This window comes from Bradyrhizobium sp. CCBAU 051011 (assembly GCF_009930815.1).
Taxonomy (GTDB): Bacteria; Pseudomonadota; Alphaproteobacteria; order Rhizobiales; family Xanthobacteraceae; genus Bradyrhizobium.
In genome coordinates, this window is record NZ_CP022222.1 from 1,764,346 (window position 1) to 1,790,896 (window position 26,551).

30 protein-coding genes are annotated in these 26,551 nt (G+C 62.4%); 21 read left to right on the plus strand and 9 right to left on the minus strand.

The features are described from left to right. Positions 1-297 precede the first annotated feature (297 nt). Together ACH79_RS08465 and ACH79_RS08470 are read left to right on the plus strand one after the other, a co-directional pair. A complete protein-coding gene (locus tag ACH79_RS08465; RefSeq protein WP_161850608.1) occupies positions 298-909 on the plus strand; it encodes a sigma-70 family RNA polymerase sigma factor in 612 nt (203 codons plus the stop codon). A 174-nt stretch (positions 910-1,083) separates the two neighbouring features. Beyond that, positions 1,084-1,284 (plus strand): hypothetical protein, encoded by a 201-nt coding sequence (locus ACH79_RS08470; RefSeq protein ID WP_161850609.1) that lies wholly within the window; start codon positions 1,084-1,086, stop codon positions 1,282-1,284. A 274-nt stretch (positions 1,285-1,558) separates the two neighbouring features. Here the strand turns inward: ACH79_RS08470 and ACH79_RS08475 are convergent, their stop codons facing one another. After that, positions 1,559-1,804 (minus strand): hypothetical protein, encoded by a 246-nt coding sequence (locus tag ACH79_RS08475; RefSeq protein ID WP_161850610.1) that lies wholly within the window; start codon positions 1,802-1,804, stop codon positions 1,559-1,561. 33 nt (positions 1,805-1,837) lie between these two features. On the opposite strand from ACH79_RS08475, the gene ACH79_RS08480 reads away from it, so the two are divergent. The 6 genes from ACH79_RS08480 to ACH79_RS08505 all read left to right on the plus strand — a co-directional run bounded on the left by ACH79_RS08480 (position 1,838) and on the right by ACH79_RS08505 (position 7,056). Then, positions 1,838-2,494 carry a hypothetical protein gene (locus tag ACH79_RS08480; RefSeq protein WP_161850611.1) on the plus strand — a complete coding sequence of 219 codons (657 nt, stop codon included), beginning with the start codon at positions 1,838-1,840 and terminating at the stop codon, positions 2,492-2,494. 164 nt (positions 2,495-2,658) lie between these two features. Next, positions 2,659-4,068 (plus strand): cytochrome ubiquinol oxidase subunit I, encoded by a 1,410-nt coding sequence (locus tag ACH79_RS08485; RefSeq protein ID WP_161850612.1) that lies wholly within the window; start codon positions 2,659-2,661, stop codon positions 4,066-4,068. Next, the gene (gene cydB / locus ACH79_RS08490; protein ID WP_161850613.1) at positions 4,065-5,072 is read left to right on the plus strand and encodes a cytochrome d ubiquinol oxidase subunit II; all 1,008 of its coding nucleotides are present in this window, start codon (positions 4,065-4,067) and stop codon (positions 5,070-5,072) included. Before ACH79_RS08485 ends, cydB begins: the two co-directional genes overlap by 4 nt. After that, on the plus strand, positions 5,069-5,200 hold the full coding sequence (locus ACH79_RS08495; protein WP_161850614.1) for a DUF2474 domain-containing protein: 132 nt from the start codon (positions 5,069-5,071) through the stop codon (positions 5,198-5,200). Before cydB ends, ACH79_RS08495 begins: the two co-directional genes overlap by 4 nt. 157 nt (positions 5,201-5,357) lie before the next feature. Next, positions 5,358-5,957 (plus strand): L,D-transpeptidase, encoded by a 600-nt coding sequence (locus ACH79_RS08500; protein ID WP_161850615.1) that lies wholly within the window; start codon positions 5,358-5,360, stop codon positions 5,955-5,957. 58 nt (positions 5,958-6,015) lie between these two features. Further along, on the plus strand, positions 6,016-7,056 hold the full coding sequence (locus ACH79_RS08505) for an amino acid ABC transporter substrate-binding protein (RefSeq protein ID WP_161850616.1): 1,041 nt from the start codon (positions 6,016-6,018) through the stop codon (positions 7,054-7,056). Positions 7,057-7,317: 261 nt separating this feature from the next. Here ACH79_RS08505 and ACH79_RS08510 read toward each other — a convergent pair whose 3' ends face one another. Both ACH79_RS08510 and ACH79_RS08515 read right to left on the minus strand, forming a co-directional pair. Next, positions 7,318-8,454 carry an acyl-CoA dehydrogenase family protein gene (locus tag ACH79_RS08510; RefSeq protein ID WP_161850617.1) on the minus strand — a complete coding sequence of 379 codons (1,137 nt, stop codon included), beginning with the start codon at positions 8,452-8,454 and terminating at the stop codon, positions 7,318-7,320. 132 nt (positions 8,455-8,586) lie between these two features. Beyond that, positions 8,587-9,771 carry an acyl-CoA dehydrogenase family protein gene (locus tag ACH79_RS08515; RefSeq protein ID WP_161850618.1) on the minus strand — a complete coding sequence of 395 codons (1,185 nt, stop codon included), beginning with the start codon at positions 9,769-9,771 and terminating at the stop codon, positions 8,587-8,589. Positions 9,772-9,932: 161 nt separating this feature from the next. On the opposite strand from ACH79_RS08515, the gene ACH79_RS08520 reads away from it, so the two are divergent. Further along, positions 9,933-10,478: a carboxymuconolactone decarboxylase family protein gene (locus ACH79_RS08520; protein WP_161850619.1), complete on the plus strand. Its 546-nt coding sequence runs from the start codon at positions 9,933-9,935 to the stop codon at positions 10,476-10,478. A gap of 247 nt (positions 10,479-10,725) precedes the next feature. Then, positions 10,726-11,220: a VOC family protein gene (locus ACH79_RS08525; RefSeq protein WP_161850620.1), complete on the plus strand. Its 495-nt coding sequence runs from the start codon at positions 10,726-10,728 to the stop codon at positions 11,218-11,220. Positions 11,221-11,321: 101 nt separating this feature from the next. On the opposite strand, the gene ACH79_RS08530 is transcribed toward ACH79_RS08525, so the two are convergent. The 3 genes from ACH79_RS08530 to ACH79_RS08540 all read right to left on the minus strand — a co-directional run bounded on the left by ACH79_RS08530 (position 11,322) and on the right by ACH79_RS08540 (position 14,371). Beyond that, a complete protein-coding gene (locus ACH79_RS08530) occupies positions 11,322-12,587 on the minus strand; it encodes an MFS transporter (RefSeq protein ID WP_202639202.1) in 1,266 nt (421 codons plus the stop codon). A 149-nt stretch (positions 12,588-12,736) separates the two neighbouring features. Further along, entirely contained in the window at positions 12,737-13,099 is a 363-nt protein-coding gene (locus ACH79_RS08535; RefSeq protein ID WP_161850622.1) for a nuclear transport factor 2 family protein, read from the minus strand. 27 nt (positions 13,100-13,126) lie between these two features. Next, complete coding sequence (locus ACH79_RS08540; RefSeq protein ID WP_161850623.1) at positions 13,127-14,371, minus strand: MFS transporter; 1,245 nt, start codon at positions 14,369-14,371, stop codon at positions 13,127-13,129. A 209-nt stretch (positions 14,372-14,580) separates the two neighbouring features. Between ACH79_RS08540 and ACH79_RS08545 the strand changes: the two genes are divergently transcribed. After that, complete coding sequence (locus tag ACH79_RS08545) at positions 14,581-16,650, plus strand: prolyl oligopeptidase family protein (protein ID WP_161850624.1); 2,070 nt, start codon at positions 14,581-14,583, stop codon at positions 16,648-16,650. Positions 16,651-16,799: 149 nt separating this feature from the next. Here the strand turns inward: ACH79_RS08545 and ACH79_RS08550 are convergent, their stop codons facing one another. Then, positions 16,800-17,294 carry a type II toxin-antitoxin system HicB family antitoxin gene (locus ACH79_RS08550; RefSeq protein ID WP_161850625.1) on the minus strand — a complete coding sequence of 165 codons (495 nt, stop codon included), beginning with the start codon at positions 17,292-17,294 and terminating at the stop codon, positions 16,800-16,802. 93 nt (positions 17,295-17,387) lie between these two features. Between ACH79_RS08550 and ACH79_RS08555 the strand changes: the two genes are divergently transcribed. Continuing rightward, positions 17,388-18,257 carry a protein-L-isoaspartate O-methyltransferase gene (locus ACH79_RS08555; RefSeq protein WP_246738471.1) on the plus strand — a complete coding sequence of 290 codons (870 nt, stop codon included), beginning with the start codon at positions 17,388-17,390 and terminating at the stop codon, positions 18,255-18,257. Between the two features lie 15 nt (positions 18,258-18,272). Here the strand turns inward: ACH79_RS08555 and ACH79_RS08560 are convergent, their stop codons facing one another. Next, complete coding sequence (locus ACH79_RS08560; protein ID WP_161850627.1) at positions 18,273-18,959, minus strand: DUF938 domain-containing protein; 687 nt, start codon at positions 18,957-18,959, stop codon at positions 18,273-18,275. Between the two features lie 33 nt (positions 18,960-18,992). Next, positions 18,993-19,382 (minus strand): helix-turn-helix transcriptional regulator, encoded by a 390-nt coding sequence (locus tag ACH79_RS08565; RefSeq protein WP_161850628.1) that lies wholly within the window; start codon positions 19,380-19,382, stop codon positions 18,993-18,995. Positions 19,383-19,600: 218 nt separating this feature from the next. On the opposite strand from ACH79_RS08565, the gene soxC reads away from it, so the two are divergent. The 9 genes from soxC to ACH79_RS08610 all read left to right on the plus strand — a co-directional run bounded on the left by soxC (position 19,601) and on the right by ACH79_RS08610 (position 26,304). Next, positions 19,601-20,845: a sulfite dehydrogenase gene (soxC, locus tag ACH79_RS08570; protein WP_161850629.1), complete on the plus strand. Its 1,245-nt coding sequence runs from the start codon at positions 19,601-19,603 to the stop codon at positions 20,843-20,845. Continuing rightward, positions 20,829-21,503 carry a c-type cytochrome gene (locus tag ACH79_RS08575; RefSeq protein WP_161850630.1) on the plus strand — a complete coding sequence of 225 codons (675 nt, stop codon included), beginning with the start codon at positions 20,829-20,831 and terminating at the stop codon, positions 21,501-21,503. Before soxC ends, ACH79_RS08575 begins: the two co-directional genes overlap by 17 nt. 50 nt (positions 21,504-21,553) lie before the next feature. After that, positions 21,554-21,907, plus strand: coding sequence for a sulfur oxidation c-type cytochrome SoxX (gene soxX / locus ACH79_RS08580; protein WP_161856277.1), 354 nt, complete (start codon positions 21,554-21,556; stop codon positions 21,905-21,907). 38 nt (positions 21,908-21,945) lie between these two features. Then, the gene (gene soxY / locus ACH79_RS08585) at positions 21,946-22,431 is read left to right on the plus strand and encodes a thiosulfate oxidation carrier protein SoxY (protein ID WP_371419453.1); all 486 of its coding nucleotides are present in this window, start codon (positions 21,946-21,948) and stop codon (positions 22,429-22,431) included. An 81-nt stretch (positions 22,432-22,512) separates the two neighbouring features. Then, the gene (soxZ, locus tag ACH79_RS08590) at positions 22,513-22,824 is read left to right on the plus strand and encodes a thiosulfate oxidation carrier complex protein SoxZ (RefSeq protein ID WP_161850632.1); all 312 of its coding nucleotides are present in this window, start codon (positions 22,513-22,515) and stop codon (positions 22,822-22,824) included. Continuing rightward, a complete protein-coding gene (gene soxA, locus ACH79_RS08595) occupies positions 22,821-23,687 on the plus strand; it encodes a sulfur oxidation c-type cytochrome SoxA (RefSeq protein ID WP_161850633.1) in 867 nt (288 codons plus the stop codon). The genes soxZ and soxA overlap by 4 nt, the downstream gene beginning before the upstream one ends. Positions 23,688-23,695: 8 nt before the next feature. Next, positions 23,696-24,013: a hypothetical protein gene (locus tag ACH79_RS08600; protein ID WP_246738472.1), complete on the plus strand. Its 318-nt coding sequence runs from the start codon at positions 23,696-23,698 to the stop codon at positions 24,011-24,013. Between the two features lie 84 nt (positions 24,014-24,097). Further along, positions 24,098-25,846 (plus strand): thiosulfohydrolase SoxB, encoded by a 1,749-nt coding sequence (gene soxB / locus ACH79_RS08605; RefSeq protein WP_161850634.1) that lies wholly within the window; start codon positions 24,098-24,100, stop codon positions 25,844-25,846. After that, entirely contained in the window at positions 25,843-26,304 is a 462-nt protein-coding gene (locus tag ACH79_RS08610) for a hypothetical protein (protein WP_371419377.1), read from the plus strand. The genes soxB and ACH79_RS08610 overlap by 4 nt, the downstream gene beginning before the upstream one ends. Positions 26,305-26,551 lie beyond the last annotated feature (247 nt).

The window sequence follows — 26,551 nt, forward strand, 5'->3', positions numbered from 1 at the left end:
GGATTGCACCGGACGATGCTTCGCATCGCCGAGGCAATCCGACCTCTCCCCGCAAGCGGGGCGAGGTAGAAGCCCACCGATTGCCGTGGAACAAATCCGCATCTGAAATCCTCCAATTTTCCGCACATTGAAGATATTGGCGTTTTTGGCCCGAATGTTTCGTGGCTGGCCCCGCGACGAAACAATTCTCTCCGGCACGAAACCATTTTCCCCTTGTGGAGCAGACATCCCGAAACCGAGCCTCATTAACAATCCTCCCAACGAACGCCGCAGGGCGTGGGGAATTGGGAGCCTGTCATGTCGAACGTCATCGCCATCAACGCCGCAGCCAAGAAGTCGATTGCCGCCGCCCGCGCGACATCCGACGAGATGCTGTTGCAGAGTATTGCCAAGGGCGACCGCACGTCGATGCATGTGCTTTACTCCCGTCATAACGTCCGGGTTTACCGCTTCGTGCTGCGCATGGTGCGCGACACCACCATGGCGGAAGACCTGGTCAGCCAGGTGTTTCTCGACGTGTGGCGGACCGCCGCCCAGTTCGAGGGTCGCTCGCAGGTTTCGACCTGGCTGCTGTCCATCGCCCGCTTCAAGGCGCTGACCGCACTGCGCCAGCGCAAGCATGAGGACATCGAGCAGGAAGACGTGCTCGAGATCGCCGATGAGGCCGATACGCCGGAAGCCTCGCTCGACCGCAGCAACACCAGCGCGATCCTGCGCGCCTGCGTCGCCAAGCTGTCGCCTGCGCATCGCGAGATCATCAACCTGGTCTATTACCACGAGAAGTCGGTGGAAGAGGCCGGCGCGATCATCGGCATTCCCCAGAGCACGGTGAAGACCCGGATGTTCTATGCCCGCAAACAATTGGCCGAGTTGCTTAAGGGCGCCGGCGTCGACAGCCTCGCGGCATAAAACACCGCCATTTCAATTAGTTAGATCAGCATCGGGAACGAGAAAACGAGTTGGTTTCGACGGACAAAGATTACCTCCGACGAAACAAATGAAACAAAACACGACATCACCCGGAAAAACTCACCCCCTATACCGGTCATCAATGCAACGCCAACGCCGAACAGGAGAGCGAACATGCTGAAGCCGTCCTTCCGCTTTTTCATCGTCCCGCTCGGCGCCGTCGCAACCCTGGCCACGCTTTCGGCTCAGAACGTTACGCCCCGCGTCCAGCGCGACAGCGGTTCGACGTTCGTGCGCGAACAGGTGGTGGATTGCGGCACCAAGAGTCCCAAGGAGGTCTGCGTGATCTCCTACGACAGCGAGACCCCCCGCTGAATTTCTCACGTCCCAAGTTCTAGCCTTCCAAGCTCTAAACCTCCCAAGTAACCTCCAACGACCCGGTCGGGATGCCCCCCAGCCGGGTCGCTCTGTATTTGGTGACCCCGACCTCGTGAGTGTGACACGAAAAAGACGCACGTCTGACCGCAAAAGTCGATCGTGAATGGCCGGCACAATCTATTTGATCCGCACGTTTTGCCGCTTGACGTGACCACGCCGGTCGTGGTGCTTGCCGCCGGCGATGGATGCGGCAAACGAGAATGAGGTCAGGCTACGCAAGGGCACGTCGCTCAATGAGCGGCTGGTTCTCGCAGGCATTGCCGTGGTTTTGTGCTTGATCGCCTTGCCCGGCCTTGCTCACCTCGCAAACGACCATTGGCTTGGCATCGCCGCTCTGTTTGCATTGCTGTTCGGAAGCCTCCTGCTGGGCGCGGCCCTGCTTGATCGCAACGTCGTCTGGATCATTACACCAGGCGCAATCCTGATCGGCGAACAGCGTCCATTCGGGAAGTTGCACCGAAGATTGATCAGGGATGACGAAATATCGGGGATGCGCCTCCGAAAGAGCATCGGCAAATCAGTGGAGTTCAGCCTCGTATTCGAGACCGAAGCGGGAGATACGCTCGCCTCACCTCCGCTGCCTGATATCACCCAGGTGCAAAAAACCACTTTGCAGATTGCCTGGCTGCTTCAGTTGCCTGCTCCCGAACTAGCCGAGAACCCGTTCGACGCCGCCAATCCCAGGATACGACTAGGTAAGCCGATCAGTTCCAAACGCGTCCGGGCATACAGGGCTCTTCTCGTGCTGCTCGCCTGCTCGCTGAGCCTTCCATTCATCTATGCGCTCTGGAGCGGCAAACTGTCCGCCCTTGGAATCGCCGTCTGGTCTCTCGGCGCGATCATGGCCTTCGTGCTGATCAGATATCTCTATCGGACCAGTGCATTCTGGATTGTCCACAACGGCGCCATCAGGTTTGAACGGCTGTCCTTAAGGGGTACGACAGAGGCGGACACGGTCGGCGGTGACGATGTCGAGCGCATCGATGTCGAAAGCGGCGGCCGAAGGGGCAGCCACTACGTCATCGCGATCCGGCTCCGCACCGGGAGAAAGATCCGCAGTCCAGTGCTGGTCGGCAAGGACCAGACCCGTGCGGTGCAGGCCGAGATCGTCCGAAGACTGGGACTGAATTCATCGGATGGACGATAGGCTTGCAGACCTGTTCTACGCGGCACGCAGGCATACACGCCGGTATAGTATGATCGTCGCATCGGGCGTGGTAAGGTAGACGCGTGGTCGGACGCAATTTTCGAAAACTGTAGTTCCGTTTTTGAAAATGTCGCGGCCCGACGAAACTGCGACAGGTGGTGCCGATGTTCGAAGGCTGGGATGCGGTCGTGTTGGCCCGGGCGCAGTTTGCTTTCACGATGTCGTTCCACATCATATTCCCGGCCTTCTCGATCGGGCTTGCCAGTTATCTCGCTGTGCTCGAAGCGCTGTGGCTTTGGACCGGGCGCGAAGTCTTCATCAACCTGTTCAATTACTGGCTGAAGATCTTTGCGGTCGCCTTCGGCATGGGCGTGGTGTCGGGCATCGTGATGTCCTACCAGTTCGGCACCAACTGGTCGGCATTTTCCGACAAGGTCGGACCGGTGATCGGGCCGCTGATGGCCTATGAGGTTTTGACGGCATTCTTCCTCGAAGCCGGCTTCCTCGGCGTGATGCTGTTCGGGTTGAAACGCGTCGGTCCCAAACTGCATTTTATGGCGACGCTGATGGTCGCGATCGGCACGCTGATTTCGGCGTTCTGGATTCTATCCGCCAATTCCTGGATGCAGACGCCGACCGGACATGCCGTCAATGAGGCAGGACAGTTCGTTGCCGCCGACTGGCTGAAGGTGATCTTCAACCCGTCATTCCCCTACCGTCTCGTGCACATGGTGCTGGCGGCGTATCTGACCACGGCGCTGGTGGTCGGCGCGGTCGGCGCCTGGCACCTGTTGCGCGACCGCCACCTCGCCGGCCCGCGCGTGATGTTTTCGATGGCGATGTGGATGGCCACGTTGGTTGCGCCGATCCAGATCCTCGCCGGCGACCAGCACGGCCTCAACACGCTGGAGCATCAGCCGGTGAAGATCATGGCGATGGAAGGCCATTTCCACAGCCACAAGGACGGCGCGCCCTTGATCCTGTTCGGCCTGCCCAACCAGACGGCCGGCAGGGTCGACTATGCAATCGAAGTACCGAAGCTGGGCTCGCTGATCCTCAAGCACTCGCCTGACGCGCCGATGGCCGGCCTCGACACCGTGCCGCGCGAAAACTGGCCGCCGGTGGCGATCACGTTCTGGTCGTTCCGGATCATGGTCGGCATGGGATTGCTCATGCTGGCACTCGGCCTGTTCAGCTTGTTGATGCGCGTGCAAGGCAAGCTCTACGATTCCCGGCTACTGCACATGTTTGCGGTCGCGATGGCTCCCGCGGGCTTCATCGCCGTGCTCGCGGGCTGGATCACCACCGAAGTCGGACGCCAGCCGTTCACGGTTTACGGACTGTTGCGGACGGTTGACTCCGCCTCGCCGCTGGCGGCGCCCGCGGTCGCCTCCTCGCTGATCGCCTTCATCATCGTCTATTTCGTCGTGTTCACAGCCGGCATGATCTACCTGTTCCGCCTGATGGCGGCCCCGCCGCATCCGGGCGAACAGGGGCCGTCGTCCGAGGCCCCGACCCGCACCGCCGGCATCACGCCCGCCGCGGGCGCCGTTGCCGAGGGAGCCGCCCAATGATTCCGATCGACCTCGCCATCGTCTGGGCCTTCATCATCGCCTTTGCCGTGTTCGTCTATGTCGTGATGGACGGCTTCGATCTCGGCCTCGGCATCCTGTTTCCGCTATTCCCCGAGAAACGGGATCGCGACGTCATCATGAACAGTGTCGCCCCGGTGTGGGACGGCAACGAAACCTGGCTGGTGCTCGGCGGCGGCGGCCTGATGGCGGCGTTTCCGCTCGCCTATGCCGTGCTGATGCCGGCGCTCTATACGCCGATGATCGTGATGCTGCTCGGCCTCGTGTTCCGCGGCGTCGCCTTCGAATTCCGCTGGCGCACGACCAAGGAACGCAACAAGTGGGACATCGCGTTTTTCGGCGGATCGATCCTGGCGACGCTGGCGCAAGGCATCGCGCTCGGCGCTATCCTGCAGGGCGTGCATGTCGAGGGACGGCACTACGCCGGCGGCTGGTGGGACTGGCTGACGCCGTTCAGCATTCTGACCGGCGTGTCGCTGGTGATCGGCTATGCGCTGCTCGGCGCGACATGGCTGGTGATGAAGACCGAAGGCGAATTGCGCGACCGCGCCTATCATCTGAGCTGGATATTCCTGCTGGCGATGTTGGGGGCCATCGGTGCAGTCAGCATCGCAACGCCGTTCCTCCATGTGCAGTACACGCACCGCTGGTTCGCCTGGCCTAATATCCTCTTTACCGCGCCGGTGCCGATCGCGGTGGCCGCAGTCACCGTGTTGCTGCTGCGCAGTCTCGCCAACAAATATGACTACCAGCCGTTCTTCCTGACGCTGGCGTTGTTCACGCTGTCCTATGCCGGGCTTGGCATCAGCATGTATCCCTACATCGTGCCGCAGAGCATCACGATCTGGCAGGCGGCGGCGCCCGCGAACAGCCAGATCTTCATGCTGTTCGGCGTCGCCGGGCTGATACCACTGATCCTCGGCTATACCGCCTGGGCCTATTGGGTATTCCGCGGCAAGGTCAAACCCGAGAGCGGCTACCATTGACCCAGATCAAGCCAAGCCAGCGTCCTCTCTCGCATCGTCTGCTCTGGTTCGCCGCGCTCTGGCTTGGCGGCGTCGGCACCGTGACGCTGATCTCGTTTTGCCTGCGGCTGTGGATCGCGCCGAAATAAGGCGGCCCGAGGTCCCATGAATATGGCGACCTACGGAAATTCAAGATATTTCAGTGGGATGTCCGTTGCATTCGCTCTAAACTTGCCATCAAGCTAGCCCTGAGATTTGATGGTTTCGATGATTTGGCCAACGCGGCCGTTAGGAGAATTCTGCGCGATGACAAAATTTCGGCACCTGATCTGGATGCTGATCGCTACTAGCGGTCTGATCCTCTCGGCCTCGCAGAGCCAGGCACAATTGCGCCAGCCCGATGTCGGCGACCAGCCGGGGTTTGTTCCGGATGAGAACGTCGAACTGGACCCGCAGTTCAGGAAGACCGCAGTGTTCTACCGCACCAACGAAGCGCCGGGCACCATCATCGTGGTCACGGCCGAGCGGCATCTCTATCTGATCCAGGGCAACGGCCGTGCGCTGCGCTACGGCATCGGCGTCGGCCGCGAGGGATTCCAGTGGCAGGGCCTCGTGAACATCACGCGCAAGGCGGAGTGGCCGGACTGGACGCCGCCGCCGGAGATGATCGCGCGCCAGCCCTATCTGCCGCGCTTCATGGCGGGCGGGCCCGGCAATCCCCTCGGTGCGCGCGCGATGTATCTCGGCACCACCGTTTACCGCATTCACGGCACCAACCGGCCCGACACGATCGGCACCGCCGTGTCTTCGGGCTGCTTCCGGCTCGTCAACGCCGACGTCACCGATCTCTATGAGCGTGTGCCGGTCGGCACCAAGGTGATTATCCGGCAGAAGCCCGAGCTTTAATTCCTCCGCTGTCTCTCCAGACGATCTATTTCCTCCCTGAAAATTGGCGAGTTGAACAATGCTACGGACATTTCGAGGCGGCCTGCTCATCGGGCTGGCGGTCGCAATCGCGGTCGCGGCCGCTGCAATCACGTATGAGCGTTACGACACCAAGACGCTGAAGCGGACGATCAAGCGCGGCGAAGTGCTGTGCGGCGTCAACAAGGGCCTGCCCGGCTTCTCGATCCCCGACGACAAGGGCGACTGGACCGGCTTCGACGTCGATTTCTGCCGCGCGGTGGCCGCGGCAATCTTCGACGATCCCAAGAAGGCGAAATTCATGCCGCTCGACGCCAGCGAGCGCTTCAAGGAGTTGCAGAGCCGCAAGGTCGACATCCTCGCGCGCAACACGACCTGGAGCATGTCGCGCGAGAGCAACTACGCGCTCTATTTCCCGGCGGTCGCCTATTATGACGGCCAGGGCTTCATGCTGCCGCGCTCGCGCAACATCGATTCCGCGCTGGACCTCAACAACAGCAAGGTCTGCGTGCAGGAAGGGACGACGACGGTGCTCAACGTCGCCGACCATTTCCGCGCCAACAACATGAAATATACGGAAATGAAGTTTCCCAAGCTGGAAGACGTTCTCAAGGCCTATGAGGGTGGCAAGTGCGACACCTTCACCGCCGACGTCTCTCAGCTCTACGCGCTCCGCCTGAACCTGATCCAGCCGAGCGACCACGTCATCCTGCCCGACGTCATCTCCAAGGAGCCGCTCGCCCCCGTGGTGCGCCAACGCGACGACGACTGGATGATGATCGTGAAGTGGACGCTGTATGCGATGATCAATGCCGAGGAGCTCGGCATCACCTCGAAGAACATCGACGAGGCGCTGAAGTCGAAGAAGCCCGACGTGATGCGGCTGGTCGGCACCGAAGGCGCCTATGGCGAAGATCTCGGCCTCCCTAAGGACTGGGCCGCCCGCATCATCCGCCATGTCGGCAATTACGGCGAGGTCTACGAGCGCAATGTCGGCGAAGGATCGAAGCTGAAGATCCCGCGCGGCCTGAATTCGCTATGGAGCAACGGCGGCATCCAATACGCGCCCCCGATCAGGTAAAGTCTCTCCGCCGTCATTGCGAGGAGCGTAGCGACGAAGCAATCCATTCTCCAGCGGTGCTATGGATTGCTTCGCTTCGCTCGCAATGACGCGGAAATAGTCTGGGTCGCCCGGCTTGACCGGGCGATCCAGTATTCCAGAGACGTTAATGATCAAACGAGAGGCCGCGACGTACTGGATCACCCGCCCCAGTGCGCAATTGCGCACAAGGCGGGTGATGACATGCGCGTGTGAGGCGCTTCGCTCACCCCGAAATAACAATCAGTAACTCTTCATCCGCGCCAACTGGTCGGCGTGGTAGTTGCTGTCGCCGAACAATTCCTGGCAGACCCGCGCGCGCTTCATGAAGAAGCCGATGTCGAACTGGTCGGTCATGCCCATGCCGCCGTGCATCTGCACCCCCTCTTGCACCGCGAGCGTCGCGGTCGTCCCCGCGCGCGCCTTGGCGACTGCGACCGCCGCACCGGCATGATCGAAATCGCCGTCGAGCGTCTGCAGCGCCTTCAGCACGGCCGCGCGGGTTATCTCGATGTCGATATAGAGCTGGGCGGCGCGGTGCTGCAGCGCCTGGAATTCGCCGATCAATTTGCCGAACTGCTTGCGCTCCTTCAGATAGGTGACGGTGCGGCCGAATACCTCTTCGCTTAGGCCCACCATTTCGGAAGCGACCGCGCCGCGGCCGATGTTGAGCACGCCTTCGAGTAGCTGATAGCCCTGATCGACCTCGCCGAGCACCTGATCGGCGTCGACCTCGACATTGCTGAACTCGATTCTGGCGGCGTTATGCGCATCGACCATCACGGTGCGTTCGATCGCGATACCCTTGGCCTTGGGGTCGACCAGGAACAGCGTCAACCCATTGCGCTCACCGGGCGCGCCGCCGGTTCGGCCCGCGACGATCAGGAGATCGGCGGTATGGCCGTCGATCACCAGTGCCTTGGTGCCGTTCAGCTTGAAGCCATTGCCCGAGCGGACCGCCTGCAGCTTGGTCTGCAGCGGGCGATGCTTTGTTCCTTCATCGATCGCGAGCGCGGCCAGGAGCGAGCCGTCGGCGATGTCAGGCAGATGCGCCGATTGCTGCGCCTCGCTACCGCCATGTAGCGCTGATACGGCGAGCACCGCGGTCGACAGGAACGGCGACGGCATCAAGGTGCGGCCGATTTCCTCCATCACCACGCCGGCCTCGACATAGCCGAGCCCGCTGCCGCCAAAATTTTCCGGCACCAGTAATCCGGAAAAACCCATCTCGGCGAACGCCTTCCAGAGGTCGCGGGAGAATCCCGTGGCGTCCTTGCTGTCGCGCAACTGGCGCAGATGCGACACCGGCGCCTTGTCGCTGATAAGGCCACGCGCGCTATCGCGCAGCATGGATTGTTCTTCGGTGAGGACGAGTGGCATGGGGAGAATTCCGGTTTCAAAAGTAACGCGTGATTGTTGGGGCGTCATTCCGGGGCGCGTCGCAGACGCGAACCCGGAATCTCGAGGTTCCGGGTTCGACGCTTCGCGTCGCCCCGGAACGACGGAGAATGCTCACGCCCCCGGCAGATCGAGGATGCGCTTGGCGACGATGCCGAGCATCACCTCCGATGTGCCGCCTTCGATCGAATTGGCCTTGGTGCGCAGCCATGCGCGCGGGCGGGCGCCGCCTCGGGAGCGGTCGCTTTCCCATTCCAGCGCGTCGATGCCGCCGGCCGACATCAGGATTTCGTGGCGACGCTTGTTGAGCTCGGTGCCGTAATATTTCATCGCCGAGGAAAACGCCGGATGCGACTGCCCGGCTTTCGCCAGATCGATCGCGCGCTCGGCCACGGCGGCGAATGCCGCCTCGTCGATGTCGAACGCAGCGATCTGACCGCGCAGCATCGCATCATCGAGCCGGCCGGAATCATCGCTACCGACGGAATCGGCGGCAACTTGTCCGAGCGGACGGCCAACGCCGCGCTCTCCCGTGCCTGAGATCATCGCGCGCTCGTGCTGCAGCAGGTATTTCGCGACATCCCAGCCACGGTTGACGGTGCCTACCACATGCGACTTCGGCACGCGCACATTGTCGAAGAAGGTTTCGCAGAACGGCGAATAACCGGAGATCAGGAGAATTGGCTTGGTCGACACGCCCTTCGAGGCCATGTCGAACAGGATAAAACTGATGCCGTCGTGCTTCTTCGCCGTGGGATCGGTGCGCACCAGGCAGAAGATCCAGTCGGCGTAGTTGGCATACGACGTCCAGATCTTCTGGCCGTTGATGATGTAGTCGTCGCCATCGCTCTCGGCGCGGGTCTGCAGTGAGGCGAGGTCCGATCCGGCGTTCGGCTCGGAATAGCCCTGGCACCAGCGGATCAGACCGGCGGCGATTTTTGGCAAATGCTCTTTCTTCTGCGCCTCGTTGCCGTACTTCAACAGCGCCGGCCCAAGCATCCAGATGCCAAAGCTCGACAGCGGCGCCCGCGCGCCCATCGCCGCCATCTCCTCTCGCAGCACCTTGTGCTCGGCGCGATCGAGCCCGCCGCCGCCATATTCCTTCGGCCAGTCCGGCACCGTCCAGCCCTTGTCGCGCATCCGCTCGAACCAGACGCGCTGCGGCTCCGACGAGAATTTTGCGTTGCGCCCGCCCCAATAGGTGTCGTTCTCCGAAGTCATCGGACGGCGCATTTCCGGCGGGCAATTGGCCTCCAGCCAGGTGCGGGTTTCACGGCGGAATGTTTCCAGATCGGACATATCAGGCGTTTCCATGTGGGATGTTGGAGGTGACCTTAGCCGTCACATCGCGGAATTCAATATATGTCTGACGTCAGCCCATGCAGCGCCGACGGTGGTCACAATGCCCGATCAGGTGTATTCGCAGAGCCGTAACGCTTGAAAAACAAGAGGAAACGGGCATGCGGTTGAAGTTGCTTTCGCCTGGCGAAATGAATGCCGACCAGAAAGAAACCTACGACGAGGCGATATCAGGCAAGCGCGGCGCCCCGCCGGCGCCGATGATGGCCTGGCTCAACAGCCCGCAGATGGCGCGACATGCCACGCGGCTCGGCGAGCAGCTTCGTTTCAACACGATGTTTCCCGCAAAATTGTCCGAGATCGCGATCCTCGTTACCGCGCGACACTGGACGTCGCATTACGAATGGTTTGCGCATAAGCGGCTGGCGCTGAAGGGCGGCATGGATCCGAAGATCATCGAGGACATCCGCGACCGCCGCACGCCAACGTTCGACGACCCCAAGGGCAAAATGATCTACGACCTCGCCAAGTCGCTGCATGAAGGCAAAGGCGTGTCGCAGGCGCTGTATGACGAAGCCGTAAAAGTGCTCACCGAGCGCGGGATCGTCGAAGTGATCGGGCTGTGTGGTTACTACACGATGGTGTCCATGACGCTGAACACGTTTGAGTTCGGACTGCCGGAGGGCGAAGTATCTGATCTTGCGTGATCTCTCCCTCTCCCCGTTCTTCACGGGGTCGAGACGAGCGAAGCTCGCTCTTGGAGGGTCGGGGTGAGGGGCTGCCTCCGCGAATTGTGACTTCCCGATATACCTGTTCCCCCTCACCCGGACTTTCCGCTTCGCGTAAAGTATAGCCGAGGCCCTGCTTCGGCGTTCTTAATTGGACGGCCGCCAGAGGCGGCCTACGCCTCTCCCCGCAAGCGGGGCGAGGTTTAAGAATCGCAAGAGAGACAACATGCCCCAGAATCCACCCATCATCGCCGGCACCCGGATCGGGCACGTCCATCTCAAGGTCGCCGATCTCGAACGCGCGCTGGGGTTCTATTGCGGCGTGCTCGGCTTTGAGGTGATGCAACGGATGGATTCAGGCGCTGCGTTCATTTCGGCCGGCGGCTACCACCATCATATCGGGCTCAACACCTGGGAAAGCAAAGGCGGTCACCCACCTCCGCCGGGCACCACGGGGCTGTTTCACACTGCTATTCTCTATCCCTCGCGCCCGGCGCTGGCGGATGCGCTCTATCGCGTGATTGAGGCCGGCATCGAACTCGATGGCGCCAGCGACCACGGCGTCAGCGAGGCGCTCTATTTGCGCGATCCCGATCAAAACGGCGTCGAGCTCTATCGCGACCGGCCGAAGGAAGAATGGCCGCGCGCGGCCGATGGATCGCTCGCGATGTTTACGAAGCGGCTGGATCTGGAGGATCTGCTGCGGCAGCGGGAGGCGTAGCCTCCACCGTCATTGCCTGCGACAAACGCGAAGCGTTTGCGCAAGGGAGCGAAGCGACGAAGCAATCCATACTTCCCGCGACGGAAGCATGGATTGCTTCGCTACGCTCGCAATGACGGGGTTTTACCACGCACCATAATCAGCACCGCGGCCACCAACTCGACGCCGATGCAGGCATAAAACGGCAGCGTATAACTTCCCGACAGATCGCGCAGCAACCCCACCACGCCTGGCCCGAACGCGTAGGTGATCTGGTTGATCGCCGTGATCAGACTGATCAGCACGCCGAACGAGCGCGGGTCGAACTCGCGTTGCACGATCAGTGCCGGCAGCGTGATCAGATTGCCGACCGAGAAGCCGAATAGCGCGCAGGCGGCGATCAACGCATAATCATTATGGACGTTGATGACGATGACCAGCGCGACCGCCTGGCTGACAAAGGAGAGCGAGGACGCCAGCCGCTGGTTCATCCGGTCGATCACGAAGGAAAACAGCACGCGGCCGACCACCGCCATCGCGGTCAACAGCGCCATCGCAATCGCTGCCTGCTGCCGCCCGATCACCGAATCCAGAAAAGCGATCAGGTGCACGATGAAGCCGACCTGCGCGAACAGCACCAGCGCAAACGCGATCGAGACCGAGAGGAAACCGATATCGCGAAACGCCCGCGCGCGGATTTGCGTCGGCGACGGCGCGTCCGCGGCATCGACCGCGCCCGCACTCAGATGGAGCGGCGGCCGTCCGACCAGCAGCAGGATCACCGGCACCATCAGCGCGACCATCACCGCGGCCGAGAAGGTCATCGCGCCGGAAAAGCCGAAATAGCCGATCGCGGTTACCAGCAGCGGCACGCCGACGATGCCGCCAAAACTCGCGCCGTTCAGCGCCAGGCTGATCGCCATGCCGCGCTTGTCGTCGAACCACAGCCCGAGCGTAGTGGTGATGATGGCAAGGCTTGTCCCCGCCCAGCCGAACGCCAGCACGCCGTTCGCAAGGAAAAGCTGCCAGGGTTCCCTGACCTGACCGATCGATATCGCCGCCGCAGCCATTGCGAACGTCCCCGCGATCAGGCAATTGCGCGGACCGAACGCCTTGATGGCCTCGCTGACAAAGGCGACCAGCGCTGCGCCGAACAGATAGAAGAACGTGGTGCCGGACGAGATCAGCGACGCCGGCCAGCCGTGCAGCCGCTGCAATTCCGCGACATAGACGCTCTGGCCGTAGAAGCCGAGCCCCCAGCCGAACGTCGCCAGCAGGAAGCAGACGACGACGATGCGCCAGCCGTCGTAGCGGATCGAGGCTTCATCGCGAGAGGTGTAGTTAAGCGCGTCCAAAATGGTTCTTCTTGTGCTGTCTCGCTCCGTCATGGCCGGGCTTGTCCCGGCCATCCACGTCTTGATGTCCATCAGCAAATAAAGACGTGGATGCCCGGGACAAGCCCGGGCATGACGATAAGTACTAGCAGAGTCAGAAGGGCCATCGATTCGACGAACGCCGAACTGTCAGCAGATGGCAACTAGGCGGCCGGCTTCGACGGATCGTAGAAGAACCGCTCGCGCCAGACCTTGTCGCCGCGCCATTCCTGCAGCGCGACCTCGTCGAACCGCCCGGTCTTGCCGGACTGGAACACGAACTCGAACACCCAGTGGATTGCGACACGATCGCCCTCGACGATCGAGGTCACGCAGGTCGAGGTCACGCTCTTGACCCGCTCCAGCACCGCGCGCTCGTGCGCCACCAGGACGTCGCGGCCGACCCGCGGCGGCGCCTCGTTCTCCTGCATGCTGGCGTCCTCGGTGTAGAAGCGCTCGATCGCCCCGGCATGATCGCCGGAGACGACGGCTGCAATGAACTCATCAAGACGGGCGCGCGTCGGCATGGAAGGCCTCCGGTAATTGAGTGAGAACTAGATACCCGGACCGGGAATTCCGTCCACCGGCCGCAATTTAGCCCGCCGCTTGGCAAATGACGCAAGAGCCAGGACGGCAAGGCCGAGCAGCACCGGCGGGAACACCACCATGTTGACCATGGACCAGCCGTAATGCGCCAGCAACTGGCCGGACGAGAACGACCCCAGCGCCATCATCCCGAACACCAGGAAATCGTTGAAAGCCTGCACCTTGTTGCGTTCCTGCGGCCGATGCGTTTCCAGCACCAGCGCCGACGCGCCGATAAAGGCAAAGTTCCAGCCGATGCCGAGCACGATCAACGTCGCCCAGAAATGCATCGCGGTGATGCCGGCAAGGCCGATGCCCGCCGCAGCCGCTTCCAGCAGCAGGCCGACCGCCACGATGGCCGGCGCGCCGAAGCGCGCGATCAGCGAGCCCGTGAAGAAGCTCGGCCCGTACATCGCCACGATGTGCCACTGAATGCCGAAATTTGAATCGCTAACGGTGAGCCCGCACATCTTCATGGCGAGCGGCGCCGAGGTCATCACGAGGTTCATCATGGGATAGGCAATCACCCCGCACAGGGCAGCGGCGATGAAGCGCGGCTGCCGCGCGATCTCGAATAGCGGCCTTCCGCCATGCATATCCGATGGCGCCGGCTTCGGTGCATCGACACCGGACAGCACCGCCATCGCCACCAGCGCGACAAACGCCTGCATCACGAAGCTGAAGGCAAACAGATAAGGCGGCCAGATATCCATGGTCCACTGCACAAGCTGCGGGCCAAGCACACCCGCGAATACGCCGCCCGCCATCACCCAGGACAAGGCTTTGGGACGGAACGCAACGCTGGCGCCGTCGGCGGCGGCAAAGCGATAGGACTGCGCCACCGCGCCATAGAGCCCGCCGAGAAAAGTCGCGAAGCAGAACAGCCAGAACGACCCGTGCAGGATCGCGGCCGCGCCGAGCGCGCCGGTCAGAACGCCGCAGAAGGTGCCGATGATGAACGCGACACGGCGACCATAGGCGCGCGAGATCGCACCTGTCGGCAGCGTACCGGCGGCGAGGCCGAGCACATACATCGAGAGCGGCACGGTGGCGAGCGAAATGGACGGCGCCAGCGTCGCGCCGACGATCGAGCCGGTGGCGAAGATGACCGCCGAATTTGCGCCGGTCAGCGCCTGCGCCGCGGCGAGCCGCAGCACGTTGGCGCGCGCGCGTGCGTCATTGGCGATCTCTTCGGCAGCAGTCGTATCCAGCATCGGCCTTCCCGCCCGGCGCTCCCGGGCAGGGAGCCTCATTGATTTGCGCGGCACTATGAAGATGTGAAGGGACGCGATCAACCGGCGCAAACGGGCGCGCGCTATGCGAAGCGCGCACATTGGACAGTGCACGGAGAACAGATTACATCAAGGCCGCCCCGATCGTGCCTGGTGCAATACACGCAGCCGGCATTTCTGGAGTACAAACCATGCCAATCGACGACAGGCCGACCGTCGCCGCGCCCGACGATGATCCCTATCTCTGGCTCGAGGACATCGAAGGCCAGCGCGCGCTCGATTTCGTTGACCGGCAAAGCCGGCTGACTCTGGAAACCTTCGGCGGCCGGCAATTCGTGGCCGATCGCGACGCGCTTGCTGCGATCTATGACCGATCAGACAACATTCCCTATGTCACGCGCCGCGGCGGGCTCGTCTACAATCTCTGGAAGGATGCCAAGAATCCACGCGGTGTCTGGCGACGCACGACGCTTGCAGACTTTCGCAAGACGGAGCCGGACTGGGAAACGCTGCTGGACATCGACCGCCTCGCCGCCGAGGAGGACAAGGATTGGCTGCTCAACTGGACAGAGCCGCGGCCGGGCAACGATCCGCGCGTGATCGTCGCCCTTTCTCGGGGCGGCAGCGACGCGGTGACGCTGCGGGAATTCGATCTAGATAGCAAAACTTTCGTTGCAGGCGGCTTCACCCTGCCGGAAGCCAAAAGCGGCGTCCAATGGGTCGACGGCGACACCCTCTTGCTTTCGAGCGCCCTTGGCGAGGGCATGGCGACGACGTCCGGTTATGCGAGAACGGTCCGACTATGGCGCCGCGGCGAACCTGTGGAACAAGCACCGGTGCTGTTCGACGTGCCGGCAGATCGGATGGGTGCGTATTGTGGCGTTGACGACACCGGGCCGACGCCGCGGGTGTGGTTCATCGATCGGATCGATTTCTTCCATCAGAATATCTGGCTCGGCACCGAGGCCGGCCCGCGGTCAAAACTCGATCTGCCGACCGACGTCTGGCTGGAAGCGCATCAGGACTGGCTGGCCGTGAAACTGCGAGGAGCCTGGACGGTCGCAGGCAAGACCTATGCGCCGGACAGCGTGCTCGGCATCTCGCTGTCAGCCTTTCTGGCTGGCGACCGCCACTTCACCATCGTGTTCGAGCCAGGGCCGCGGCGGGCATTACAGGGATTTTTCTGGACCGCCGGCAAGCTCGTATTGTCTGTTCTCGACGAGTTGCAGCCGGTGTTTGAAATCTGCACGCCATCGGCAAACGGCTGGACGCACGCGCGATTGAAGGGCCTTCCCGAAATCGGCGTGGTCGATGTCTGGCGCCTCGACCGTCACGAAGCTGAAAGCAACGGCGACCTGCTCGCCAATGTGCAGGATCCGCTGACGCCGCCTTCGCTGATGCTGATCGAAGGCGTCGCCGCGCCAGCGCTATTGAAGCAGGCGCCGAAGACCTTTTCCGCCGACGGACTCATCGTCACCAGCCATGAAGCGATTTCGGTAGACGGCGAGCGCATCCCTTATGTGCAGACCGGTCCCGCCGCCGAGACCGGCGATGCCCCGGTCTATATGAGCGCCTATGGCGGCTTCGGCCACGCGGTAAGACCCTATTACAGCTCCGCGCTTGGCAAGCTCTGGCTGGAGCGCGGCGGCACCACGGTTCAGGCCAATATCCGCGGCGGCGGCGAGTTCGGTACGCGCTGGCATGATGCCGGCCGCTACGCCGGAAAGCGGCTGGCGCATGATGATTTCGCGGCCGTTGCAGCAGACCTCGTCAAACGCGGCGTGACGCGCGCCAACAGAATTGCCGCCGAGGGCGGATCGAACGGCGGCATCCTGATCACCAACATGCTGGTGCGCTACCCCGAAAGGTTCGGCGCGCTGTTCTGCACGATCCCGCTGGTCGACATGCGCCGCTACACCAAGCTGCTCGCGGGCGCGAGCTGGATCGCGGAGTACGGCGATCCTGACAAACCCGCGGAGTGGGAGTGGCTGAAAACCTATTCCGCCTATCACACTGCAACACCGGGGCAGAACTATCCGCCAATCCTGATCGCCACCACGCGCCGCGACGATCGCGTGCATCCCGGCCACGCCCGCAAGATGGCGGCCAAGCTGCAAGCCATGGGATACGAAGCCTATTTCTACGAACCGGCAGCCGGCGGTCACGGCTACGGCAAGGACAATCGCGAACGCGCCGGCTTCATCGCGCTTGGATACGCGTTTCTCAGAGAGAAGATCGGCTGGACAGATGGCACCGTGTAGCTGACTTGCGCCGGGGTGTAGGGTGCGCAAAGGCGCTTGCGCCGTGCCCACCATCACACTCTGCTCGGAATGGTGGGCACGCTTCGCTTTGCCCACCCTACAACGTGCTACGCGTGTTACGCTCCGATTCCGCCACACGAAAACGGCTCTCACGGCCGCTTCTTGCCTGATCTCTTTTCGGCTCGCACCGCACCTGTTTTGTGGACCTTTGAGCGAGGATCGACGACGCCGGCGTGCGGGAAGCCCGGAGTCCAGTCGAGCGCGATCGTGGCGGCAAAACCGAAGAAGCTGGAACGGCTCATGCCAAGCTCCGTGGCGCGCTTGTCGATCCGCGTAATCAGGCTTTTCGGCAAATAGACATTCACCCGCTCGGACGGATCGGGCGGGTCAACCCCGACAATGAAATAGGCGACGACGTCGGCGCCCTTGGGCAGGGCGATCTGCTCGATCGGCGTCGGCTCGGGCAACGGCCTGCCCTGCTCTGCCATTCCGTCCACCGCCCGCGCCAGCGCACCCTCCGCTCTCTCGATCGCCTCTTCCTGCGATCGCCCGCCGGCGACGCAGCCCGGAAAATCGGGAAACCACGCCCCGAGTGCACCGCGCGGACCGCGCTCCAGCACTGCCGGATAAAGCCGCTTCTTCAATCTGGCCTCCCCACGGTTGTTATGCTATTTAACACACACTTTGGTGTGTCAAATCACACAACACGATAACATAAAGCCAGGATGGAGGACAAAATGGATGCGCAAGCCGAACTCCGGATCGTGCGTGCCGCATACGCCAAGCAGGTACTTGCCGCCGCGGGCGTCGAGGATGCGCGCCTCGCACAGGCGTTTGCCACTATTCCCCGCGAGGATTTTCTCGGCCCGGGTCCGTGGCTGGTGCGACGCTGGCTACGCGACTATGTGTCGACGCCCGATGCCGACGCCGTCTATCTCTATACCGACGATCTGGTCGCGCTCGTGCCCGAGCGCCATGTCAACAACGGGCAACCGTCGTTGCACGCCCATCTCATTCATCAGGCCGCACCGGCCGCAGGCGAGCATGTGGTGCATGTTGGAACGGGCACGGGCTATTACACCGCCATCCTCGCGCATCTCGTCGGACCGTCCGGGCGGGTAACGGGAATCGAGTATGACGGGCCCCTCGCCACGCGCGCCAGAGCCAGCCTGACGCCCTATGCGAATGTTGCCGTGATCGAGGGCGACGGCACGCAGGTGCCGTTCGACGCCGCCGACGTCATCTACGTCAATGCCGGCTGCACGCGGCCGGCTCCACGCTGGCTCGATAGCCTTGCCGATGGAGGTCGCCTGATTATGCCGATGACGTCGGATCAGGGATTTGGCGGCATTGCGCCGGAGCGCATGGCGAGCGCCGGCGCGGTGTTCCGAATTGAGCGAAGGGCAACGGACTATCATGCATACTGGATCTCGCCCGTTGCGATCTTTCCCTGCGCCGGCGGCCGCGACGAGGCGTCCGAACGAGCACTGGCCGAAGCCTTTGCCCGCGGCGGCTTGCAGAAGGTGACGCGGCTGTACCGCGACCAGGACATTCCCGATGAACGCTGCTGGCTTCGCGGGCCGGGCTGGTGCCTCGCCTACAATTGACGCGCCGAAAGGCGACTACGCCGACAGGTCCGATCGCTGGAAAGCCAGGATCATATTGTTGGCGGGCATCTGCACGGTTTCGACCAGGACGAGACCCACGCCAGCGGCGAGCTTCTCCACTTCGGCGATATCGCGCACGCCCCACTCGGCATCCTGCTGGCGCAGGCTGGTGTCGAACACGGCGTTGCTCATCGCGGTGTGCTTGCCGTCGCGCTTGAACGGACCATAGAGAAACAGCCGTCCGTCGCTCCGCAGATAGCGCGCCGCGCCCGTGAACAGGCCTTCGGCCACGCGCCAGGGCGCGATGTGAATCACGTTGGCGCAGAACACCGCCAGCAATTCTCCCGGCCCGCTGCCATCATGCATTTGCGGACACCAGGCGGGATCGGAGAGATCGACCCGCAGCGGCGGGCGGATGTTCGGCAAGGCGGTATGCGCGCGCCATGCTTCGATGCTCTTCAGGTGCCGTTCGTTGAGATCGCTCGGCCACCAAATGATGTCGGGCGTGTGTGTTGCGAAATGCACCACATGCTGGCCGGTGCCGCTGCCGGCCTCCAGCACGTCGCCGGATTTGCCGGCGAGGAATTTCTGCAGCACCGCCCAGATCGGTGCATGGTTGCGGTGGAACGCTGCTGCATCGAGCCTGCCGTCGGCTTCGACCGGCCGGCCATCCTTGCCGAACTCAACCACAAACTCAGCCATCTCAATTCGGTCCTGCAAAAAAGTGGCGCAGCATCACTTTAGATCGCCGCAGAAAATCTCTTTCAACACCCCGAGCACACGCAATGCGCGCTGGTCGGCGACCCGATAATGCAGCGTCTGCGAGGTGCGGCGGAATTCCACCAGGCCGTCGGCGCGCAGTTTCGCCAGATGCTGCGAGAGCGCGGACTGGCTCAGTTTCACGACGCCGACGAGTTCTCCGACCGTCATCTCGCCACGCACGGCAAGAAAGCAGAGGATCAGCAAACGCTTCTCGTTGGCCAGCATTTTCAGGAGCTGCGCGGCCTCGCCGGCCTGCTTCGCCAGCTTTTTCAGCGCCGCCGCGTCGTCGGCGCCGGGTGCGAAGGCGGTCTCTTGCTCGGTCGCTTGTTCAGTCTCTTGGGCGGCCGTGGCGGCTGCTCTCATCACTGCAAATCCGGTATCGTTTTCCGTGCCCGCGAAGCACAGATATCACAATAGCGCCTCGGCCTTTCTTTAGCATTGACTAAATTAGCAAGTGTGGATACTTGTTCCAAAAAGCAAGAAATGATGCGGCGATGTGGCCGCCAGGGGAAGAAAACGTGCGGCCAGACCCGTTACGCAGCAAAGCTGTTCTCCTTGATCCCGCCGCCCCGGATACAACGATGGGCCGCCGCAGCTTCCTCGGCCTCGGCGCGGTCCTGACCGGCAGCCTCGCCCTTGGCGGCAAACGTGCCACCGCCAACCCCGCGCAGGAATCTCCGCCCGCCGACGCCCCATGGTCGCAATCGATCGGCGCGGGCGTGGTTGATCGGCCCTACGGCCGGCCTGCCGATACCGAAGCCTCCGTGATCCGGCGCAACGTGCCTTGGCTCACGGCCGGCACGGAATCGTCGGTGAGCTTTTCGCCGTTGCAGGAGCTGCACGGCATCATCACGCCGAACGGGCTCTTCTTCGAGCGCCACCACGCGGGATGGCCCAGCATCGATCCGGCACAGCACAAGCTCATGATCCACGGTCTCGTGGAGCGCCCGCTGCTTCTCACGATGAAGGATATCCTGCGCTTCCCGCAAACCACGCGCGTCCATTTCATTGAATGCCCGGCCAATGGCGGCATGAACTGGCGCGCCGCGCAGATGAATTCGCTGCAGTTCAGCCACGGCATGGTCAGTTGCGCCGAATGGACCGGCGTGAAGCTGTCGACGCTGCTGGAAGAGGTCGGCATCAAGAAGGAGGCGAAGTGGGCGATGGTCGAAGGCGCCGACGGCGCGCATATGAACCGCAGCCTGCCGCTCGACAAATGTCTCGACGATTGCCTCGTGGTGTATGCGCAGAACGGCGAGGCGTTGCGGCCCGAACAGGGCTATCCGCTGCGGCTGGTGGTGCCGGGCTGGGAAGGCAACGTCAACATCAAGTGGCTGCGCCGGGTCAAGCTCGGCGAAAAGCCATGGCACAGCCGCGAAGAAACTTCGAAATATACCGACCTGATGCCGGACGGCACCTCGCGCGGGTTCACCTGGCTGATGGACGCGAAATCGGTTGTCACCTTTCCCTGCCCGGAAAAACCGCTCGATGGGCCCGGCCTCTATGAAATCAGGGGACTGGCCTGGACCGGCAACGGCAAGGTCAAGCGCGTCGACGTCTCCACGGATGGCGGCGTCAACTGGCAGACCGCGCGGCTGCATGAACCGATATTGTCGAAGGCGCTGACGAAATTCACGCTGCCGTGGCGCTGGGACGGCCGTCCTGCACTGGTCGCATCCCGCGTCATCGACGAGACCGGTTACGTGCAGCCGACGATTGCACAACTGCGCGCGCAGCGCGGCTCGAACTCGATCTACCACAATAATTCGATCCAGACATGGCAGGTCAAACCGGACGGAAGCGTGTTCAATGTACAGCTCGCGTAAGATTGGCCTGCTGATCGCCGCCACCGTGCTTGCGGCCGCCGGCAATGTCGCGGGCGCGGCAGAGCCCGGCCATTTCGGTTACGGCAGCGTGGCGACGCCGGCGCAGATCGATGGTTGGGACATCGACGCGCGCGGCGAGGACGGAACAGGCCTGCCTCCCGGCAAGGGCACGGTCGACCGGGGCGCCGAGGTCTACGCCGAGCAATGCGCCGCCTGTCATGGAACCTTCGGCGAAGGCGAAGGCCGCTTTCCGAAGCTGGTCGGCGGCGTCGGGTCGCTCCGGAACGAGCGCCCGGAGCCGACGGTGGGCAGCTACTGGCCGTTTGCCCCGACCCTATGGGACTATATTAACCGCGCCATGCCGATGCCCGCGCCGCACACATTGTCAGCGGATGACGTTTATGCTTTGACCGCCTATATTCTGAGCCTGAACGATCTCGTTCCCCATGATTTCGTTGCCGATCGCAACAGCTTGCCGAAAGTCAAAATGCGCAATCGCGACAATTTCATCTGGACCGACCCGCGCCCCGATACGACGGCAGCGCCTTGCATGAACGCCTGTGTGAATGCCGCCGATGTCAGGATATTCTCGACGGCCGAAGGCAGGAATCTGACGCCGCGCACGACCGGGCCGCTCGACACGATGCAACCAAAATAGAGATTACGGAAACGCCTGTGACCGATCATTCCCCGACGAAACCCGCAAGGCTGCCTGCGTTACGGCTTCCTGCGTTCGCGCTGGCACTGGCGATCGGCGCTTTCGCATCCGCAAGCTCCGCGCAGGCGCAGTCCGCGGTGGACGAAGGCCGCAAGCTCGCCTTCGACCGCAGCAAGGGCAATTGCCTGACCTGTCATGTCATCAAGGGCGGCGACCTTCCCGGTACGATCGGGCCCGAGCTGGTCGACATCAAGAGCAAGTATCCCAAGCGCGAGGATCTCGTCGCCATTCTCCATGACGAAACCCAGCGCAATCCGCTGACCGTGATGCCGCCGTTCGGACGAAACCGGATTTTGACCGAAAAGGAAATCAACGCGGTGGTGGATTTCCTGCAGACGCTTTGAACGCGGCGCAATGCTTTAGGAGAGTTTGAATGAACACCATGGAAAATGATTTTTCAGCGACGCGCCGGCTGATCCTGAAAGGCGCCGGCGTGTTGACGCTGATCGGCCTTGGCATCGCATCCCTTGATGTCACGAAGGCATTCGCAGCCGCCAACGATAAATATCCGGAAGACGCGTTCAAGCAGAAGAGCGATGCCGATGTCATCAAGACGCTCTATGGCAAGACCGCCGAGCCCTCGGACAAGGTGAAGCTGGACGCACCCGAAATCGCCGAAAACGGTTCCGTGGTGCCGATCTCGGTCTCTACGACGCTTGGCAACGTGACCTCGATCGCGTTCCTCGTCAGCGAAAATCCAAACGTGCTGATCGCAAAATACAACATTCCGGCAGGCACCATGCCGAACGTCGCCAACCGCATCAAGATGGCCAAGACCAGCAATGTGACGGTGCTCGTCGAAGCCGGCGGCAAGCTCTACAGCGCCAGTAAGGAAGTCAAAGTCACCGTCGGCGGCTGCGGCGGCTAACGGGCACAGCGCATGATCCGGAAAAGTGGTTACCGGTTTTTCGACAAGATCATGCGCAAAATGTGAATCAGGAGAGCATAAATGGCATCGACCATTCGCGTGCGCGCTACTTCGAGCGGCGAGACCACCGAGGTGCAGGCGCTGATCCAGCACCCGATGGATTCCGGCTTCGTCAAGGATTCCAAGGGCGAAATCATTCCGCCGCATTTCATCCAGCAACTAACCTTCGAACATGACGGCAAGAACGTGTTCGCAGCCGATTGGGGCGGCGGCATTTCGAAGGATCCCTACGTCAAATTCACCTTCAAGGGCGGCAAGAAGGGCGACGAGCTGAAGATACGCTGGGTCGACAACAAGGGCGCGACCGACACCACCACGGCGAAGATCCAATGAAGTTGCGATCCGCGATCTATCTGGCTTCCGCCGCGCTTTCGCTTGCGCTGTTGACGCTTGCCAGCACGCTGCCCTCTGATGCCGCCGACAAGGTCGATCCCGTCGCCGACGCCAATGCGTTCAGGAAATTCTTCACCGACAAATTCCCCAAGGTGAAGCTGGAAGACTTCGTCAATGGTCCCTACTCGATGAACGAGGACCTGTACAAGCAATGGCAGGAGAAGGAGCAGTTTCCGCCTTACGAGTTCTCGCTCGAAATGGGCAAGGAAATGTTCTCAAAGCCGTTCAAGAACGGCAAGACCTATGCCGATTGCTTCGCGAATGGCGGCATCGGCGTCCGCCAGAACTACCCTTACTTCGACGAGAAGGAAGGCAAGGTCATCACGCTTGAGCTGGCGCTGAACCGCTGCCGCGAAGCCAACGGCGAAACGCCCTATTCCTATGTCAGGGACGAAATGGCGGCGCTGACCGCCTACATGGCCTTCACCTCGCGCGGCAAGCCGATGGACATCAAGATCCCGGACGATCCGCGGGCGCTCGCAGCCTACGAGGCCGGCAAGGAATATTTCTACACGCGCCGCGGCCAGCTCAACTTCTCCTGCGCTACCTGCCATGTGCAAAGCCCGGGCGAGCGCATCCGCGCCGAAATCCTGGCGCCCGCGCTCGGCATCGTCAATGCGATGCCGATCTACCGCTCGGAATGGAGCGGCATGGGCACCACCAGCCGGCGCTTCACCACCTGCAACAGCCAGATCCGCGGCGTGCCGCTCAGCCCGCAGGACGACGAATATCGCAACGTCGAATACTACCTGTCCTATGTCAGCAACGGGCTACCGATATCGGGGCCGGGAGCGCGGCCATGAGGAACTCGATGCCGAAATCCGCATTTGTCCCGATCCTGGTCTTGGCGCTGGTCGCGGCGGGCGTGACGAGTGCGCGCGCCGCAGGCTCGGAGGACGATTTCAAGGCGGCTTATGCTGCGGCTGAAGCCGCCAACAAGGAAGCCGGCAAGCTCCGCAATCAATGGACCACCACGGCGAACACGCTGGCGGCGGCGAAGAAGGCGGCCGATGCTGGCGATTTCGACAAGGCCACCGCGTCGGCCAAGGAAGCCGAGGCCCTGGCCAAGGCTTCGATCTTCCAGGCCACCAGCGAGAAGACCCGCTGGAGAGACATGGAAATTCGCTAGAGCATGATCCGGAAAAGTGGAAACCGGTTTTCTGCCAAGATCATGCCCTACAAGGAGACGCCGTTACGACGCGCGGAGACCCGCATGACCATCCGCCGCCGCGATTTCCTGACGCTCGCGGGCGCCGCCACCCTGTCGGGCAGCCTGCCACGGCTGGCACGCGGCGCCGACAATGCGGGCGTCTACGATCTCGAACGCTTCGGCAACGCCCGCATCCTCCACATCACCGACGTGCACGCACAGCTCCGGCCGGTATTTTTCCGCGAACCGAGCGTCAATCTCGGCGTCGGCCCGATGCACGGCAACCCGCCGCATCTGGTCGGACGCGCCTTTCTCGACCGCTTCGGCATCCGGCCCGACAGTGCCGACGCCTACGCCTTCACCTGCGTCGAGTTCGAAAAGGCCGCCGGGCGGTTCGGCAAGCTCGGCGGTTTTGCTCATCTGAAGACGCTGATCGACCGGCTGCGCGGCGAGGTCTCGTCCGGGCGCTCCCTGCTGCTCGATGGCGGCGATCTCTGGCAGGGCACCGGCCTTGCCAATACGCTGCAGGGCGCCGACATGGTGGATGCCGCCAACCTGCTCGGCATCGAGGCGATGACCGGCCATTGGGAATTCACCTATGGCGAAAAGGTGCTGCGCGCCAATCTCGAGCGCTTCAAGGGCGAATTCCTGGCGCAGAATGTCTTCCTCACCGAGGAAGCCGCCTTCAACGATGCCAAGGCGTTCGATCCGGCGTCGGGTCGCGTGTTCAAGCCATCCGTGATCAAAGAGATCGGCTCCTATCGCGTCGCCGTGATCGGACAGGCGTTCCCCTACGTGCCGATCGCCCACCCCAAGCGCTTTACGCCGGACTGGAAATTCGGCATCCGCGACGAAGAGCTGCAAAAGCTCGTCGACATGCATCGCAGCAACGACAAGGTCGATGCCGTTATTCTGCTCTCGCATAACGGCATGGATGTCGATCTCAAGCTCGCCAGCCGCGTCACCGGCATCGACGTCATTCTCGGCGGCCATACCCATGACGCCGTGCCGCAGCCGATTGCCGTGACCAACGCGGGCGGCACCACGCTCGTCACCAATGCCGGCTCGAACGGCAAGTTCCTGGCGGTACTCGATCTCGACCTCGGCAAGGGCAAGATCAAGGATGTGCGCTACCGGCTGCTGCCGGTGTTTTCGGAATTGCTGAAGCCCGATCCGGCGATGCAGGCGCTGATCGACAAGATTCGCGCGCCACATGCGGCGGCGCTGGACGAAAAGATGGCATCCGCCGACCGCCTGCTCTATCGCCGCGGCAATTTCAGCGGCAGCATGGATCAACTGATCTGCGACGCGCTGCTCGGTGAATTGAATGCCGAGATCGCGCTGTCGCCGGGGTTTCGCTGGGGGACCACCGCGCTGGCGGGCCAGCCGCTGACGATGGAAGACGTGATGGCGCAGACCGCCGTCACCTATCCCGAGACCTACGTCCAGACCATGACCGGCGGCCAGATCAGGGACGTGCTGGAGGACATCTGCGACAATCTCTTCAACACCGATCCCTATTACCAGCAGGGCGGCGACATGGTGCGCGTCGGCGGGCTGCATTACACCTGCAGCCCGAACGAGACGGTGGGCAAGCGGATTTCCGATGTGAAGCTCGACAACGGCCGTACGCTGGAGGCCGGCAAGCGCTACAAGGTCGCGGGCTGGGCTTCGGTCAACGAGCAGACCGGCGCGCCGATCTGGGATGTGGTCGCCAGGCATCTGAGATCGGGCAAGCCGCCGAACCGGGCCGCGCCGGGCGTCACGCTGAAAGGCGTTGACGGCAATCCGGGCATTGCCGGACAGGCATGACCGCCTTTTCAACCATGCTTCGCGCGACGGCCGCGGCGCTTCTGATCGCAGCCGCCGCACCTGACGCCCGCGCCCAGCAGACGCCGCTGCAGGACAAGCCGTTTGCCGAACACAAGATCGTGCTGCAGCTCTCCGATAACGACGCGCGCAAGCAGGGACTCGTGCTCAGCGTCGCCAGCAATCTCATGAAGCACTACGACCCCGACAAGGTCGCGATCGAGATCGTCGCGTTCGGTCCCGGCATCGACCTGCTGCGCCCGGAAAATCCCAATCGCAAGATGGTCGAGAGCCTGGTCGCGCAAGGCGCGCGCTTCGATATCTGCCTCAACACCGTCGATACGCTCGAACGCGAGAACGGCAAGCGGCCTGAATTCATTGCCGCGGCAACGCCGGTGCAGGTCGGCGTGGCGCAGATTCTGTTTTTGACGGAGAACGGATATACGCTGGTGAGGCCGTGACGCGCGTCGTCACTGCGAGCGAGCAGATCGATGCTGCCTCACTGTCATTGCGAGCGAAGCGAAGCAATCCATCTATCCCTGCGCTGCGGCATGGATTGCTTCGCTTCGCTCGCAATGACAGGGGCGAGCCCCAAGGCGTAAAACTTCTTCGACAAGGTCGCTTCTTATAGATGAAAGTTGTTTGAGAAGGCCGTCAAATTAGAATAATATCCTGCCCGAGGCTCGGATTGAGAGCGCGGCAGCAACC

Bases quoted from the DNA above. Each gene is read 5' to 3' on its own strand.
- ACH79_RS08520 (WP_161850619.1), top strand. From the start codon at position 9,933: ATGCGGTTGAAGTTGCTTTCGCCTGGCGAAATGAATGCCGACCAGAAA.
- ACH79_RS08515 (WP_161850618.1), bottom strand. From the start codon at position 9,771: ATGTCCGATCTGGAAACATTCCGCCGTGAAACCCGCACCTGGCTGGAG.
- ACH79_RS08530 (WP_202639202.1), bottom strand. From the start codon at position 12,587: ATGACGGAGCGAGACAGCACAAGAAGAACCATTTTGGACGCGCTTAAC.
- soxY (WP_371419453.1), top strand. From the start codon at position 21,946: ATGGAAAATGATTTTTCAGCGACGCGCCGGCTGATCCTGAAAGGCGCC.
- soxC (WP_161850629.1), top strand. From the start codon at position 19,601: ATGGGCCGCCGCAGCTTCCTCGGCCTCGGCGCGGTCCTGACCGGCAGC.
- ACH79_RS08565 (WP_161850628.1), bottom strand. From the start codon at position 19,382: ATGAGAGCAGCCGCCACGGCCGCCCAAGAGACTGAACAAGCGACCGAG.
- ACH79_RS08600 (WP_246738472.1), top strand. From the start codon at position 23,696: ATGCCGAAATCCGCATTTGTCCCGATCCTGGTCTTGGCGCTGGTCGCG.
- ACH79_RS08610 (WP_371419377.1), top strand. From the start codon at position 25,843: ATGACCGCCTTTTCAACCATGCTTCGCGCGACGGCCGCGGCGCTTCTG.
- soxA (WP_161850633.1), top strand. From the start codon at position 22,821: ATGAAGTTGCGATCCGCGATCTATCTGGCTTCCGCCGCGCTTTCGCTT.
- ACH79_RS08535 (WP_161850622.1), bottom strand. From the start codon at position 13,099: ATGCCGACGCGCGCCCGTCTTGATGAGTTCATTGCAGCCGTCGTCTCC.
- soxZ (WP_161850632.1), top strand. From the start codon at position 22,513: ATGGCATCGACCATTCGCGTGCGCGCTACTTCGAGCGGCGAGACCACC.
- ACH79_RS08465 (WP_161850608.1), top strand. From the start codon at position 298: ATGTCGAACGTCATCGCCATCAACGCCGCAGCCAAGAAGTCGATTGCC.
- ACH79_RS08480 (WP_161850611.1), top strand. From the start codon at position 1,838: ATGCGCCTCCGAAAGAGCATCGGCAAATCAGTGGAGTTCAGCCTCGTA.
- ACH79_RS08555 (WP_246738471.1), top strand. From the start codon at position 17,388: ATGGATGCGCAAGCCGAACTCCGGATCGTGCGTGCCGCATACGCCAAG.
- ACH79_RS08505 (WP_161850616.1), top strand. From the start codon at position 6,016: ATGCTACGGACATTTCGAGGCGGCCTGCTCATCGGGCTGGCGGTCGCA.
- ACH79_RS08545 (WP_161850624.1), top strand. From the start codon at position 14,581: ATGCCAATCGACGACAGGCCGACCGTCGCCGCGCCCGACGATGATCCC.
- ACH79_RS08560 (WP_161850627.1), bottom strand. From the start codon at position 18,959: ATGGCTGAGTTTGTGGTTGAGTTCGGCAAGGATGGCCGGCCGGTCGAA.
- ACH79_RS08510 (WP_161850617.1), bottom strand. From the start codon at position 8,454: ATGCCACTCGTCCTCACCGAAGAACAATCCATGCTGCGCGATAGCGCG.
- ACH79_RS08500 (WP_161850615.1), top strand. From the start codon at position 5,358: ATGACAAAATTTCGGCACCTGATCTGGATGCTGATCGCTACTAGCGGT.
- ACH79_RS08485 (WP_161850612.1), top strand. From the start codon at position 2,659: ATGTTCGAAGGCTGGGATGCGGTCGTGTTGGCCCGGGCGCAGTTTGCT.
- ACH79_RS08525 (WP_161850620.1), top strand. From the start codon at position 10,726: ATGCCCCAGAATCCACCCATCATCGCCGGCACCCGGATCGGGCACGTC.
- soxB (WP_161850634.1), top strand. From the start codon at position 24,098: ATGACCATCCGCCGCCGCGATTTCCTGACGCTCGCGGGCGCCGCCACC.
- ACH79_RS08540 (WP_161850623.1), bottom strand. From the start codon at position 14,371: ATGCTGGATACGACTGCTGCCGAAGAGATCGCCAATGACGCACGCGCG.
- ACH79_RS08470 (WP_161850609.1), top strand. From the start codon at position 1,084: ATGCTGAAGCCGTCCTTCCGCTTTTTCATCGTCCCGCTCGGCGCCGTC.
- cydB (WP_161850613.1), top strand. From the start codon at position 4,065: ATGATTCCGATCGACCTCGCCATCGTCTGGGCCTTCATCATCGCCTTT.
- ACH79_RS08575 (WP_161850630.1), top strand. From the start codon at position 20,829: ATGTACAGCTCGCGTAAGATTGGCCTGCTGATCGCCGCCACCGTGCTT.